Source organism: Blastococcus sp. TBT05-19, assembly GCF_003319095.1.
Lineage (GTDB): Bacteria > Actinomycetota > Actinomycetes > Mycobacteriales > Geodermatophilaceae > Blastococcus.
Map to the genome: position 1 here is coordinate 1,248,206 of NZ_QOHI01000001.1, position 13,093 is coordinate 1,261,298.

14 protein-coding genes, 1 tRNA gene, 2 pseudogenes and 1 riboswitch are annotated in these 13,093 nt (G+C 73.2%); of the genes and pseudogenes, 7 read left to right on the plus strand and 10 right to left on the minus strand.

Annotation, left to right across the window (positions count from 1 at the left end):
* Positions 1–35 precede the first annotated feature (35 nt).
* The 4 genes from DQ244_RS06130 to DQ244_RS20225 form a co-directional block, all read right to left on the minus strand.
* Positions 36–1,205, minus strand: coding sequence for an AAA family ATPase (locus DQ244_RS06130; protein WP_158544482.1), 1,170 nt, complete (start codon positions 1,203–1,205; stop codon positions 36–38).
* Complete coding sequence (locus DQ244_RS06135) at positions 1,202–1,567, minus strand: hypothetical protein (RefSeq protein ID WP_113810469.1); 366 nt, start codon at positions 1,565–1,567, stop codon at positions 1,202–1,204. The genes DQ244_RS06130 and DQ244_RS06135 overlap by 4 nt, the downstream gene beginning before the upstream one ends.
* Before the next feature lie 74 nt (positions 1,568–1,641).
* Positions 1,642–1,905 (minus strand): DNA-binding protein, encoded by a 264-nt coding sequence (locus DQ244_RS06140; RefSeq protein WP_199580224.1) that lies wholly within the window; start codon positions 1,903–1,905, stop codon positions 1,642–1,644.
* Entirely contained in the window at positions 1,887–2,180 is a 294-nt protein-coding gene (locus tag DQ244_RS20225) for a helix-turn-helix domain-containing protein (protein ID WP_369832090.1), read from the minus strand. The genes DQ244_RS06140 and DQ244_RS20225 overlap by 19 nt, the downstream gene beginning before the upstream one ends.
* A gap of 160 nt (positions 2,181–2,340) precedes the next feature.
* On the opposite strand from DQ244_RS20225, the gene DQ244_RS06150 reads away from it, so the two are divergent.
* A complete protein-coding gene (locus tag DQ244_RS06150; protein ID WP_147251479.1) occupies positions 2,341–2,943 on the plus strand; it encodes a hypothetical protein in 603 nt (200 codons plus the stop codon).
* A gap of 203 nt (positions 2,944–3,146) precedes the next feature.
* Positions 3,147–3,293: pseudogene (locus tag DQ244_RS20230) on the plus strand (hypothetical protein); the annotation flags it as partial.
* A 30-nt stretch (positions 3,294–3,323) separates the two neighbouring features.
* Here DQ244_RS20230 and DQ244_RS19845 read toward each other — a convergent pair.
* Positions 3,324–3,554 (minus strand): hypothetical protein, encoded by a 231-nt coding sequence (locus DQ244_RS19845; RefSeq protein ID WP_233491193.1) that lies wholly within the window; start codon positions 3,552–3,554, stop codon positions 3,324–3,326.
* Positions 3,555–3,650: 96 nt separating this feature from the next.
* On the opposite strand from DQ244_RS19845, the pseudogene DQ244_RS20235 reads away from it, so the two are divergent.
* Positions 3,651–4,148: pseudogene (locus DQ244_RS20235) on the plus strand (site-specific integrase); the annotation flags it as partial.
* 219 nt (positions 4,149–4,367) lie between these two features.
* Here the strand turns inward: DQ244_RS20235 and DQ244_RS06160 are convergent.
* Positions 4,368–4,441: transfer RNA gene (locus DQ244_RS06160), tRNA-Ile, on the minus strand.
* A 175-nt stretch (positions 4,442–4,616) separates the two neighbouring features.
* Positions 4,617–4,779, plus strand: a riboswitch (cyclic di-AMP (ydaO/yuaA leader).
* Between the two features lie 7 nt (positions 4,780–4,786).
* On the opposite strand from DQ244_RS06160, the gene DQ244_RS06165 reads away from it, so the two are divergent.
* On the plus strand, positions 4,787–5,980 hold the full coding sequence (locus DQ244_RS06165; RefSeq protein WP_233491195.1) for a M23 family metallopeptidase: 1,194 nt from the start codon (positions 4,787–4,789) through the stop codon (positions 5,978–5,980).
* Positions 5,981–6,010: 30 nt separating this feature from the next.
* Complete coding sequence (locus DQ244_RS06170; protein ID WP_158544483.1) at positions 6,011–6,688, plus strand: TVP38/TMEM64 family protein; 678 nt, start codon at positions 6,011–6,013, stop codon at positions 6,686–6,688.
* A gap of 6 nt (positions 6,689–6,694) precedes the next feature.
* On the opposite strand, the gene DQ244_RS06175 is transcribed toward DQ244_RS06170, so the two are convergent.
* Complete coding sequence (locus tag DQ244_RS06175; protein ID WP_199580226.1) at positions 6,695–7,570, minus strand: maleylpyruvate isomerase family mycothiol-dependent enzyme; 876 nt, start codon at positions 7,568–7,570, stop codon at positions 6,695–6,697.
* A 247-nt stretch (positions 7,571–7,817) separates the two neighbouring features.
* Here DQ244_RS06175 and DQ244_RS06180 point away from each other — a divergent pair, with 247 nt between their 5' ends.
* Both DQ244_RS06180 and DQ244_RS06185 read left to right on the plus strand, forming a co-directional pair.
* The gene (locus DQ244_RS06180) at positions 7,818–8,870 is read left to right on the plus strand and encodes a GGDEF domain-containing protein (RefSeq protein WP_113810474.1); all 1,053 of its coding nucleotides are present in this window, start codon (positions 7,818–7,820) and stop codon (positions 8,868–8,870) included.
* A gap of 476 nt (positions 8,871–9,346) precedes the next feature.
* Positions 9,347–9,814, plus strand: a complete 468-nt coding sequence (locus DQ244_RS06185) for a DUF3145 domain-containing protein (protein ID WP_232796851.1) — start codon at positions 9,347–9,349, stop codon at positions 9,812–9,814.
* 211 nt (positions 9,815–10,025) lie between these two features.
* Here the strand turns inward: DQ244_RS06185 and DQ244_RS06190 are convergent, their stop codons facing one another.
* The 3 genes from DQ244_RS06190 to DQ244_RS06200 all read right to left on the minus strand — a co-directional run bounded on the left by DQ244_RS06190 (position 10,026) and on the right by DQ244_RS06200 (position 13,037).
* Positions 10,026–11,438 (minus strand): acyl-CoA carboxylase subunit beta, encoded by a 1,413-nt coding sequence (locus tag DQ244_RS06190; protein ID WP_233491196.1) that lies wholly within the window; start codon positions 11,436–11,438, stop codon positions 10,026–10,028.
* 37 nt (positions 11,439–11,475) lie between these two features.
* Positions 11,476–12,717 carry a beta-ketoacyl synthase gene (locus DQ244_RS06195; RefSeq protein WP_113810475.1) on the minus strand — a complete coding sequence of 414 codons (1,242 nt, stop codon included), beginning with the start codon at positions 12,715–12,717 and terminating at the stop codon, positions 11,476–11,478.
* Between the two features lie 74 nt (positions 12,718–12,791).
* The gene (locus tag DQ244_RS06200; protein WP_113810476.1) at positions 12,792–13,037 is read right to left on the minus strand and encodes an acyl carrier protein; all 246 of its coding nucleotides are present in this window, start codon (positions 13,035–13,037) and stop codon (positions 12,792–12,794) included.
* Positions 13,038–13,093 lie beyond the last annotated feature (56 nt).

Genomic DNA, 13,093 nt, shown 5'->3' on the forward strand with positions numbered 1-13,093 from the left:
CAGGTGGGTGTCGGGGGACGTGTCGGGTGACAGGTTCACGGGTTGGGGGTCTCCGTTCGGACGCGGTACCAGAGCCGTTCGCGGCCGGCGCCGAGGTCGAGGTAGTCGGCGATGCCGCGCTGGCGGAGTTGGTTGAGCTCCTTGGAGCAGGTCTGCCGGGTGAGACCGTGGCCGTGGGTGGCTGCGACGTGGTCGACGAGGATGCGGTAGGCCTGCGGGGTCTCTTGGGCGTCGAGGGCGGCCAGGAGCTTGGCGGCGGCCTGGGAGAGGTCGGCGCCCGGTCCGACGGGGGTGGGGTCGGCGACGGTGGGCTCGTCGACGCGGTACTCCAGGGCGCTGTCGAGGTCGTCGGGGTCGAGGGCCCGGATGGTGCGGCGGACGCGGACGGTGCGGTCAGGGACCTCGCCGCCCTGGACGTCGAGTTCGGTGAGCACCGTGGTGGCCTCGGTCACCGGGTCGCTGTGCCGTGAGATGACGGCGGCGGAGATGAGGACGCGCCCCCACTCGGCGGGGCCGGCGCCGGTGATGCGTGCGGCTCCGCGGAGGTCGCGGGACCGGTTGAAGTGGGTGACGACGACGAGGGACGCCCCTGCCTTTTCGCAGAGGTGCTGCGGCTTCTCGAGGAGCTTCCCCATGGCGTACAGATCGGCGCCGTTCGCGCCGCCGGCGGAGAGGTAGAAGGGGTCCAGGACGACGAGGACGGGCCGGGTGGCGGCGAGGTGCTGCCCCATGGCGGCGAGGTGCTCGTCGTCGGCCAGGTGGGGCGCGCGGGTGCACACGCTGATGGGCATGTCGTCGCTCGTGATTCCGCGGCCGGCCGCGATGGCGCGGACCCGGCGGACGATGTTGCCGTCGCCGCCCTCGCCGGCGAAGACGACGACGTGGCCGCTGGTGTCGATCGGGTGCTGGCCGAGCCACGGGGTGGCGGTGGCAACGGAGACGGCCAGGTCGAGCGCGTTCCACGTCTTCCCGGCCTTGGGTTCTGCGGCGTGCACGCCGTAGGCGCCTGCGGGCCAGATGCCGCGGATGAGCCAGCGACGTGGGCCGGCGGCGTCGACGTCGGCGGCGAGCTGCCCGAAGGTGCGGAACTGTAGCGCGGGTCCGGCCGGCGGGACGATGCGTGTCGGCTCGTCCGGTGCTCGTTCGGGCGGTGGGATGTCGCTGTACGGGTCTCGCGGCCAGGGGTTGTGGGCGGCAGCGGTCACCGATCGACGTCCGAGCACGTGACGATGCGTCGCTCGCGCCACTCGGCCCAGGACATGACGTTGTCGACCCGGTCAACGGGGACCATCCAGCGTCCGCGGTCGTGGTCGAAGAGGCGCTCGGTCACGCCGGCGGCGTCGAGAAGTGCCCCGACATCGGGACCTTCGAGCCAGGCGCTGTAGCGCCCGACCTCAACGTGCAGGCTGGCGGGACCGGGGCGTGTGGCGGCAGCGCGCCGGGCCTGGCGAGTGATCCAGTCGGGCCGGAACGAGATGCCTGCGGCTCGGCGTTCGGCGCGGCGACGCTCGAGGTGGGCCCAAGTCTCGGGGACCCAGTGCGGGTGATCCTGGGGCGCTATGGTCATGGTGGCGGCTCCGGGGTGTGGAGTTGTCGGTGGTTGGTGGCGGCCGGCCCCTATGCCCAGGGGTGGCCGCGCCTTCAGGCGCTCGTCACGTGTGCCGCGCTGGCGTCGGCTTTCTCGAGGTCGATGCCGAGGAAGCGGCAGAGCGCAGCGACGGGGACGACGACTCGGCTGCCGACGCGAACGGCCGGGAAGTCCAACTCGCCGCGGCGGAACAGCTCATAGGCCTTGGTGCGCCTGGCCCCGTAAGCGATCTCGCATGCCGTCACCAGGTCGGTGCGGACACCGAGGCAGCGCACCTCGTCCGGCGTCCACGTCTTGGTCAGGCCGCCGGCGGGCACGTCGCCTCCAACTGGCTCTGCAGCCGCCGCAGCAGCCGTACGTACTTCACAGCGACGGGGCCGCGAGGAGTGCGCTCTCCTCGCTCCCACCGACCGATCGCTGAGGGGTCGGCTAGGACCGTCGGTGCGACGTCCATGAGGCTGAGGCGGAGCGCCTCGCGCAGCTGGCGTGCCTCGCCCGACGCAATGAACCTCCGGGCCTCAGCGACCTGCTGCATGGCGCGAGCTGATGTGGTCACGGAAGCCAGCATGCGGCATGACGTGGACATGTCCATGCCAGGAAGCGGGCCAGGATTGCCGACGTAAAACCCGGCATAACCATGGACGGCATGGACTTGACCATGCTAGAAAAGGTCCGTGCCTGATCGAGTGACCGAGGATGACCCGCTCGTGCCAGAGGACGCTCCGCCCCTCAACTTCGTGGAGTCATTCCCCGTGCTCGCCGAGGTCGGCGACCACGTTCTGCTGGTGTGGGTTCACCTGGCGCTGGTGAACGAACGCGTCACTTGCGTCGGCTTCGACGTGCGGAGCTTCATCCCCAAGGTCTACGAGGCGGGAAGCGCCGTCGCGGGATGGGCGCACGAGATGTACCCGACCAACGACAACTACGTCGAGATCACCAGCCCGCTCATCCGAGGACTCAAGGTCGCGCAGATCATCGAGAGGGCACTGACGATGATGAAGTCGAAGGATGCATGGGACGAACGGTTCTTGGTTGCCAAGGCTCCGACGACGGTCGACCTGAGCTCGTTCGATCTGCAATCGGTCGTCGACGGGTTCTTCACCCCGGCGGACGCTGGCCCGCGCCGGGGACCCAAGCCGCAGCTGGACGACGAGGCCCTGCGGACCGTTGTTGCAGCCGCATACCGCACAGGTGGCCGTAGGCCGGTGCAGGCCGTGCAGGCAGCGCTCGAGGAGTCTGGTGTCCTACGCCCGCCAGTGACGATCGACCAGGCGCGGAAGGCAGTTGCCGCCGCCCGAGCCCGGGGCTTCATCCCGCCGGCGAAGCGGGGCCGGCAGGCGGGAGGCCAGTCGTGAAGGGTTCGACGTTCAAGCGGTGTGGCTGCCGCGACGAGGACGGCCGCCAGTTCGGCGCCCGCTGCCCGAAGCTGGGCCGCAAGGGTCATGGCGCCTGGTGGGGTCGGTACGACGCCCCACGCGCAGCGGACGGCCGCCGCCGACAGGAGAAGCTGGGCCCCTTCGACACCAAGACAGAGGCGGACGCCGCCCTGGCCGAGGCCGTGCAGGCGATCAGCCGCGGCACATACTTGCGCCCCGAGAAGGACCTGACCGTCGCCCGGTTCCTCGACGAGTGGCTGGAGGGCAAGACGCGCCTCAAGGCCTCCACCCGGCACGGGTACGCCCAGCACCTCCGCCTCTACCTCAAGCCCGGCCTGGGGCACCTGCGCCTGGCAGAGCTACGCGACGTCGACCTCGAGGCCCTCTACGCCGCCATGCGCCAGATCGGCCGGCCCGTAGACGGCCGCCCGTCGGTGCTGCTGCGCCGCCTCCTCGAGGCACGCACCGACACCCCAGCAGCGCAGCGGGTGCTCGGCGACGCCACGATCCGCCGCGTCCACGCCACCGCCATGTCCGCGCTGGGCACCGCAGTGAAGCGTCGCAAGATCGCCGTCAACCCTGGCGAGCACGTCGAGCTGCCGTCCGGCCGTTCAGACCGGGCGCTCGTGTGGACCGAGCACCGCATCGAGGAGTGGAAGCGCACCGGCAAGCGTCCGGCCGCGGCCATGGTGTGGACCCCGGAGCAGGCCGGTGCCTTCCTCGACCACGCCGCTAGCGACGAGCTCTACGCCCTGTGGCACCTCGTCGCCTTCCGCGGTCTGCGCCGCTCCGAGGCCCTCGGTCTGCCCTGGTCCGACGTCGACCTCGACCGTCGCACGGTCACGGTCCGTGAGACCCGCGTGCAGGTCGCCCGGGACGTCGTCGAGGGCGACACCAAGACCGACGCCAGCGCTCGCACCGTCAGCTTGGACGCCGGCACCATCGAGGTGCTGCGCGCCCACCGCCGGCGGCAGGCCGAGCTGCGGCTGCAGCTGGGCGCCGCATGGGTCGACACCGGCCTGGTGTTCACCAAGGCCGACGGGTCCGCCTTGGTGCCGGACAGCGCCTCCCAGCGGTTCGACCGCATGGTCATCAAGACGGGTCTGCCGCCGGTCCGCCTGCACGACCTCCGGCACCTGGCCGCCAGCCTCACCTACCGCGCCACCCGCGACCTGAAGCTCACCAGCCAGATGCTCGGCCACGCCTCCACGGCGATCACCGAGCAGGTCTACACGTCGGTGTTCGAGGACGTGGAGCGCGAGGCCGCGGAGTCCGCGGCGGCGCTGGTGCCGCGTGCCCACCGTGCGCCGATCGGCGCCGATGTGCCCACCTCGTGCCCACCTGGGGCAGGGGAGGGGCTTCGCGGCCCCGCCGGGAAGAGTGAAACCGCTGGTCAAGACCGGTGGGGCGGGTGGGGCTCGAACCCACGACCCAGGGATTATGAGTCCCATGCTCTGACCGGCTGAGCTACCGCCCCGGTCCTGACAGCCTGCCAGAGAGCTCCGGATCACAGACATCGTCCGCGTGCTGGTCACCTCGGCGAGTCCGCTCCCTAGGGGCCCGGTGCGTCGTTACCTCCCTGTGACAACCGGCGGATCGGGTTGTAGCGTCGCCCGCGGTCCGGACGACCCCGCCCCCGATCCCGGGGGCTCGCCCGGACCCCGCCTAACCGCCTCCGGCCCCCGGGCCGAGCGGACCGGGGACCCACCGTTCCACTGGGGTGAATCCCGCCTGTGCGACCACCGGCAGGCAGGTAGGGCTAGTTCCGGCCCGAACCCGTCAGCTAACTCGGTAGGCGGAGCGAGGAACGGAGAACGTCGCCTTGGCGACCCTGCACCACCTGCACACCCCTGTCCCGGCCCTGCGGCGTTCCGCCGTCGTCGCCACCCTGCTCGCGGCATCGCTGCTCGCGACGCCCACGGCGTCGGCGGCTCCCCGGGACGACCGGGCGGACCAGCAGACGCTCGCCGCCGAGGTCGCGGCCATCGAGCAGCGGGTCCGCGAGGCCGAGGAGAACCTGCAGCGCATGACGATCGAGGCGGAGGCCGCCAGCGGCGCCGCGCTCGAGGCGCAGACGCAGCTGACCGCCGCTCAGCAGCACGCCGAGGCGACCGCGGTGGAGCTCGCCGCCGTCCGCGAGGCCGTCGACCGCACCGAGGACGACGTCGCCGACATCGGCCGGCAGGCCTTCATGGGCGCCGACGAGAGCCGCAGCTCCATGCAGATCGTCCTGCACGCCGACGGGCCGGCCGAGCTGCTGCAGCAGGCGGCCACGCTCGACATGCTGGGGGAGCAGCGCGCCGAGGTCCTCGAGGGCCTGGAGCGTGAGGAGGCCCGGGAGACCCGCCTGGACGAGGAGGCGCGCGCCGCCGTCGTCGACCGGGACGCCGCCGCGAAGGCTGCCGCGGAGACGCAGGCCGCCGTCGAGACCAAGCTGGCCGCCGCGCAGGCCGACTTCGACGCCCGCTCCGCGGAGAAGGCGACGCTGGACCAGCAGCTGCGCGACGCCGAGATCCGCCTGCTGGAGTCGCGCGGGAACGCCGACGCCGAGGCCGCCTGGAGCCAGATGCAGGCCGCCGAGGAGGCCGTCAGCACGCTGACCGCCGCCGGCGGTGCCGTTCCGCCGACGATCGGCCGGGTCACCTCCTGCTACGGCGCGCGCTGGGGAGCCATGCACTCCGGGGTCGACATCGCCGCGCCCATCGGCACGCCGGTGCACTCGCCCGAGCCGGGCGTCGTCCTGCAGGCGGGGCCGGCCAGCGGCTTCGGCCTCGCGGTCGCCGTCGAGCACCCCGACGGGGCCATCACCCTCTACGGCCACGTCAACCAGTACTTCGTCAGCCCCGGTCAGGCCGTCACCGGCGGCCAGCAGATCGCCGAGGTCGGCAACCGCGGCCAGTCCACCGGACCGCACCTGCACTTCGAGGTCCACCGCGGCGGTCTGTACGCCGATCGCTCGAACCCGGTGCCGTGGCTGCAGCAGCGCGGCATCTCCCTCGGGGGCGGCTGCGGCTGATCCTCCGGCGCCGTGACGCAGGATGGTCCCGTGCGCGACGGCGGGGGGATCTGGCTGCGGGCCGCCGTCCTCGGCGTCCTGCTCGCCGTCGGCGTCGTCGCGGCGCTGGTCCTGGACCTGCCCGACGCCGGCCAGGTGCGCACCTGGCTCGACGACGGCGGAGCGACCGCCTGGGTGCTGCTCCTCGGGGGCCTGACCGTCGTGCTCCTGGCGCCGGTCCCGCGGTCGGTGGTCTCGGCCCTGGTCGGGGCGGTGCTCGGCTTCTGGACCGGACTGGCCGTGGCCTTCGCCGGTGGCCTGCTGTCCGCGCTCGCGGCGTTCGGCCTCAGCCGCGCGCTCGGCCGGCCCGCCGCGGCACGATTGGCCGGCCCTCGGCTGCACCGCGTCGACGACCTGTTCACCGAGCGGGCGTTCGTCTCGGTGCTCGCCGGCCGGCTGATCCCGGTCATGCCCTTCGTCGTCGTGAACTACGGGGCGGGGCTCAGCCGGGTCCGCCTCGCCCCCTACCTCGCCGGGACCGCCGTGGGGATGGTCCCCAGCACCGTGGTGCAGGTCGGGGTGGGCGCCTCGACCGCGTTCGTCGTCGACCACCTGACGGCGCTGGCCGTCGTCCCCGCGGTCGTCGTCACCCTCGTGCTGCTCGGTGCAGCCCTCTGGTGGGCGAAGCGGCGCTCCCGGCGGGCGGGGGAGCAGGCACTGCCGGGCTGAGCGGGGTCAGCCGCGGCCGAAGAACCGGCCGATCACGCCACCGGCGCCGCCCATGGTGCGGGCCGCGAGCTGGAGGATCGGTCCGCCGGGGATGCCGGGGACCTTCTGCACGATCGGGGCCAGCTGCAGCAGTCCACCGACGTCGTGCACCTTGAGCTTCCGCCTCGCGACGGCGGGCACCGGGTTGATCCGGCCGGAAGCCGCCTCGAGCAGCAGGTCCGCGGCGCCCTCCACCGCGGGGCCGTCGATCGTGCCGGCGGGCACCCGCCGGACCTGCCACCCCTGGCCGTCGGCGGCGAACCCCCAGCCGCCGTCCGGCGTCGCGAGGGTGACCCGCCCGGTGATGCCCGTGTCGGCGGCCAGCGCCCCGGTGACGTCGGTCAGCGCGGCGAGCCCCGACTGCAGCACGTCGGCCGGCGGCGGCTCGGCCCCGCAGGACACCAGGTCCAGCCAGTGGACGGCGATCTCGTACGCCTGCCCCAGGACGACGCTGAGCAGGGGGATGCGGCCGACGACGGAGACCGCGAGGGCGGTGTCCAGCTCGACGGGCTCCTCGGCGAGGTAGCGGGCGGTGGCGTCCCGGCTGCGGCGCAGGGCGGCGAGCACCTCCTCGCGGGAGGCCGAGCGGTGTGCCGCCGTGACCCGGGCGTTGACCGCATCGGGGTCGGGCGGGGTGCCCTGCTCGCCGGAGCGCGCCGAGGCGATCAGGTCGCGCAGCGCCTGGTGGTCCTCCCAGCACCCGAGGTGGACGCAGATCTCGTGCGCGCGCCACCCGGGCAGCCTCGAGTCGCGGGAGAGGTCCAGCGTCTCCGCCTGGGCGAGGAAGCCGTCCCACGCGTCCAGCACCATGCGGGAGATCTCGTCCCGCCCTGCATCGGCCATTCCCTGGACTCGTCCCACGGAAGCGCCCTACCCGCATCTGCGCTGGTCAGGCATCGGATCCGCCGGCCGTCGCCGTGCTCTGCGCCTCGTCAAGCGGCGTACCACCCCCGCGGGTGAGGAATCGATCAAGGACCAGGTCGGAGCGGTCGATCGCAGGAGGGTGACCGACCGACTGCCTGGGGACCGCCGGGCGAGCAGTACGCCCGCCGCGCGTCCGCTGGGGAGGCTCCGCAGGCTGGGGTCGGCCGTGCGCGCCGGGCTCTACCGCACGCTGGCCGAGGACGACGACCGCGCGGCCTACTGGGTGCGGCACGTGCGCTACGGCGTGATCCAGAGCGAGATCGCCGCCGTCGCGGTGGCGGTCTACACCGCCTTGACGCCCACCCCGATCCGCGGCAACCCGGTCATCTTCGTGCTGGCCGCCCTCGTCGTCGTCGGTTCGCCCATGCTGATGCTGCTCCCGCTGCGCGAGATGATGCGCGACAACCGCGGGCCGCTGCTGATGTACAGCTGGAGCATCTCGACGACGGCGCTGATCACCGTGGCCGCCCGTCTCGACGGCGGCGCCTCCAGCCCGCTGTTCTCCGTGCTGTTCCTGACGCTGGCCTTCATGGCCGTCGCCTACGCGCCCTACGGCGTGGTCGCCATGGGCGCGCTGATGACCGGCTCGTACCTGGCATTCGTCGCGATGCCCGACATCACGCTGTCGGCCCTGTTCTTCGCCACCGTGATGGGCTCGTTCACGATGATCTGCGCGATGGCGTCGGCCAACTCCTGGGCCGCCTACGACCGGCAGCTCCTCCTCATCCGGACCCAGAAGCTGCTCGCCTCGACCGACCCGCTCACCGGCATCCCGAACCGCCGGTTGTTCCTCGACCGGGTCGCCGGGGCGGTGGACGCCTCCGCGTGGGGCCACCGGTCGGTCGCGCTCCTCGTCGACCTGGACGGGTTCAAGGCCGTGAACGACGCCGAGGGCCACGCGGCGGGCGATGCACTGCTCACCGCGGTGGGCGCCGCCCTGGGTGCCGCGGTGCGGGAGACCGACACCGTCGCCCGGCTCGGCGGTGACGAGTTCGGCGTCCTGGCCGACGTCACGTCCGGGACCTCCGCGGCCCTGCTCGCCGAGCGGCTGCGGGAGGCCGTCGCCGTCGCCGGCGCCCGCCACCGGGTGACGGCGAGCGTCGGCCTGGCGGAGATCCACCCGGGGGACGACGTCGAGGACCTCATGCACCGCGCCGACGTCGCCATGTACCGGGCGAAGAGCAGCGGCGGGAACCGGGCGCAGTCGCTCGACGTCTGACCGCCTCCGGGACGGCGTGTGGCGCTCTCGCCACCTTCCGTGATCGGTCACACGCCTGCTTCCGCAGGTCGGGAGCGCCCTGACTGACTGGGCTTGCGACGAACCATGACGCAGAGTGATATCCGTCATGGCGCCGGCGGTCCGCCCGCACGTTCTCCCCGCCGGACCGGCCCGAGAGGTGCTGCGCGGGCAGCCGCTGCGCTACCGGCAGGTAGACGGAGCCCCTGCGGACGTGGTATTGGCCGCTGACCAGCATCTAGAGGCGCCGAGGAAGATCATCGGCCACTTTCGTCCCAGGAGTCGCATCCGGGCTGGCGCGATCGGGTGACCATCGTGCAGACTTGACCCGGGAGCCCTGCTCCGCCACTGCCGAACACAGCCAGTCACCGAATCGATGGGTCCGTAGGGGAAGACGAGACCGATCGAGTCGATGGAGGTGCCCCGTGCAGCGACGGTCAACCCAGGGTGTCGTCTTCGTGCACGCGTGCCCGAAGGCGCTCTGCCAGCATGTCGAGTGGGCGCTTGAGCGCGTGGTCGGCGCGCCGGTCTCCCTGTCGTGGGCTGAGCAGCCCGCGGCGCACGGTTCCTACCGTGCTGAAGTGGCGTGGACGGGTTCGCCCGGCACCGGCGCCAAGCTGGTTGCTGCGCTGCGCGCGTGGCCGATGCTGCGCTTCGAGGTGACCGAGGAAGCCAGCCACGGCAACGACGGCGAGCGCATGTCGTACGTGCCCGGCAAGGGTGTGTTCCGCGCGCCCACGAGCGCCAACGGCGACCTCGTCGTCTCCGAGCAGCAGCTCCGCCACCTCGCCGCGACCGCCGGCTCCATCGAGGCCTTCCGCCACGGTGTGGACGAGCTGCTGGGCGCCGCGTGGGACGCCGACCTCGAGGTCTACCGGCACGCCGGTGACGGCAGCCCGGTCACCTGGCTGCACCAGGTCGTCTAGCTCGTACATCACGAAAGGGGCACGACACTCCCGGGCTCACAATGGAGTCGTCGTAGCCTGGACCGGGCCGTCCGGGCGCCGTCGGGGAAGCGGCGCCGGGGCGGCCTTTCCACGTCTCAGCCACGTCCTCCCTCACCGTTCTGGGTCCTCCCTCGGCGTCGACCGTGAGGGAGGACCCAGAACGATCAGGTCACCTGATCGTCAACGGGCCTCAGAGCGGGATGTTGCCGTGGGCCCCTCGGCCCAGGGGCGCCTCGGACAGCGCCTGGATCAGCCGCCGCCGGGTCTGCGCCGGCTCCACGACCTCGTCCACGACGCCGATCTGCAGCGCGCGGTTCACACCGCCGGCGATGCGCTCGTGCTCGGCGGCCAGCTGCGCGTGCAGCGCCTCGCGCTCCCCGGGAGGGGCGGCGGCCAGCTTCTTGCGGTGCAGGATGCCCACGGCGGCCTTGGCGCCCATGACCGCGACCTCCGCACCCGGCCAGGCGAACACCTTGGTGGCGCCGAGCGAGCGGGCGTTCATCGCGATGTAGGCCCCGCCGTAGGACTTCCGGGTCACCAGCGTCACCCGCGGGACGACCGCCTCGGCGAACGCGTGCAGCAGCTTCGCGCCGCGGCGCACGACGCCGTCCCACTCCTGGCCGACACCGGGCAGGTAGCCGGGGACGTCGACCAGCACGACCAGCGGGATGCCGAACGCGTCGCACATCCGCACGAACCGGGCCGCCTTCTCCGCCGACGCCGAGTCCAGGCAGCCGCCCAGCCGCAGCGGGTTGTTGGCGACGACGCCCACGGTGCGCCCGGCCAGCCGGCCCAGCGCGGTGACGACGTTCGGGGCGAACCGCGGGTGCAGCTCCAGCCCGGGCCCGTCGAGCACCGAGGAGATCAGCGGCTTGACGTCGTAGGCGCGCTGCCGCTGCTCGGGCAGGAGGGCGCTGAGGTCCGCTTCCGGCTCGTCGTCGGCGGCGGCGAACGTGCCCTGGGCGGCCAGCAGGTCGACGGCCAGGCGGGCGGTCTCCAGCGCGGCCGGCTCGGAGTCGGTGACCACGTGCACGACGCCGGATCGACGGCCGTGGGTGTCGGGCCCGCCGAGCTGCTCCTGGTCGACGACCTCGCCGGTGACCGACCGGACGACGTCGGGTCCGGTCACGAACACGCGGCCGGCCGGGCCCATGATCACCAGGTCGGTCAGCGCCGGGCCGTAGGCGGCACCGCCGGCCGCGGCACCGAGCACCACGGAGATCTGCGGGATCCGGCCCGACGCCCGCACCATGGCGGCGAAGACCTCGCCGACGGCGTGCAGGGCGGTGACGCCCTCGGCCAGCCGGGCGCCGCCGGAGTGCCAGATGCCGACCGACGGCACCCGCTCCCGGAGCGCGGTGTCGATGGCGTCGACGATGTGCCGGCAGCCGTCCACGCCCATCGCCCCGCCCATGACGGTGGCGTCGGTGCAGAAGGCGACGACAGGGCTGCCGTCCACGGTGCCGCGGGCCGCCATCACCCCGGAGGTGTCCCGGGCGGCCAGCGGCTGCATCGAGCCCGGGTCGAGGAACCGCGCGAGGCGGTCCTCGGGGTCCCGAGGGTCGGGCGCGGTCAGGGTCGGTGCGGCCGGGGCGGCGGTCACGGCGTCTCCTCGGGAAGCGGGCCTTCGGCGGTGGCGGTCACGCGGTGGTGAAGACCAGCGCGATGTTGTGGCCGCCGAAGCCGAACGAGTCGTTGACGGCGGCGCGGAGCTCGGCCTTGCGCGGTTCGTCCCGGACGATGTCGAGCGCCTGGACGGCGGCGTCGTCGTCGGGGTCGTCGAGGTTGGCAGTGGCGGGCACCACCTGCTCGCGCAGGGCGAGGATCGCGAACACCGACTCCAGGGCGCCGGCGGCGCCCAGCAGGTGACCGGTCTGGCTCTTGGTGGCGCTGACCAGCACGTGCTCGCCGAGCGAGTTGCGGATGGCCGAGGCCTCCGCGGTGTCGCCGACCGGGGTGGAGGTGGCGTGGGCGTTGACGTGCCCGACGTCGGCCGGCGTGAGGCCCGCGTCGCGCAGCGCGGCGGTGATCGCGCGGCCAGCGCCCTCGCCCTCGGGGTGCGGGGCGACCAGGTCGTAGCCGTCGGCGGTGGCGCCGGCACCGGCCAGCCGGGCGTGCACCCGGGCGCCGCGGGCGGCGGCGGAGTCGGCGCGCTCGAGGACCAGCGCGGCGGCGCCCTCACCGAGGACGAACCCGTCGCGGCCCTTGTCGAACGGCCGGGAGGCGCGCTCGGGCTCGTCGTTGCGCGTCGACATCGCGCGCATCGCGGCGAAGCCGGCCATCGGCAGCGGGTGCACGCAGGCCTCCGCGCCGCCGACCAGCACGATGTCGGCACGGTCCAGGCGCAGCAGGTCCAGGCCCCACCGGATGGCCTCGGCGCCCGACGCGCAGGCGCTCACCGGGGCGTGCACGCCGCCCTTGGCGCCGATGGCGAGGCCGACGGCGGCGGCGGGGCCGTTGGGCATGAGCATCGGGATGGTGAAGGGGGAGACCCGCTTGGGGCCCTTCTCCTCGAGGACGTCGTCCTGCCCGAGGAGGGTGAGCGCGCCACCGATGCCGGTGCCGAAGACGACGGCGATCCGCTCGGGGTCCACGCCCGCGTCGGCAGCGCCGGACTCCGCCCAGGCCTGCTCGGCGGCGACGACGGCGACCTGCTGGCTGCGGTCCAGCCGCCGGGCGCGCACCCGGTCGATCTGCTCGGAGGGCTCGGTGGCCAGTCGCGCGACGAGCTGGGCCGGGAACTCCTTGACCCACTCGTCGGTGATCCGGCTGACGCCCGAACGCCCCGCGAGCAGGGCCTCCCAGGTGCTGGCCACGTCGCCGCCGAGGGGCGTGGTGGCACCGAGGCCGGTGACGACGACGTCGGAGGTGGACGCGCTCATGGGGACTCCTCGTTCGGGGAGGGACGGATCGGGCACGGGTCCCGCCGGCGGTCGGCCGGCGGGACCCGAGGGGGTCAGCCCTGGTTGCTCTCGATGAAGCTGATCGCGTCGCCGACGGTCTTGATGTTCGCCAGCTGGTCATCGGGGATGGCGACGCCGAACTTGTCCTCGACGGCGGTGGCGATCTCGACCATCGACAGCGAGTCGACGTCCAGGTCGTCGGTGAACGACTTCTCCGGAGTGGCGTCGGCGGGGGCAACCCCGGCCACCTCCTCCAGGATCTCGCCGAGCCCGGCCTGGATCTCCTGGGTGCTGGCCAACGTGGGGTCCTCTCTCTCGGATGGGACGACGACCCCGGACGGGGTCGACGTCGTCG

Excerpts from the sequence above, each read along its gene's own strand:
- DQ244_RS06135 (WP_113810469.1), bottom strand. The coding sequence starts at position 1,567 with ATGACCATAGCGCCCCAGGATCACCCGCACTGGGTCCCCGAGACTTGG.
- DQ244_RS20225 (WP_369832090.1), bottom strand. The coding sequence starts at position 2,180 with ATGGACATGTCCACGTCATGCCGCATGCTGGCTTCCGTGACCACATCA.
- DQ244_RS06175 (WP_199580226.1), bottom strand. The coding sequence starts at position 7,570 with ATGGCCGATGCAGGGCGGGACGAGATCTCCCGCATGGTGCTGGACGCG.
- DQ244_RS06195 (WP_113810475.1), bottom strand. The coding sequence starts at position 12,717 with ATGAGCGCGTCCACCTCCGACGTCGTCGTCACCGGCCTCGGTGCCACC.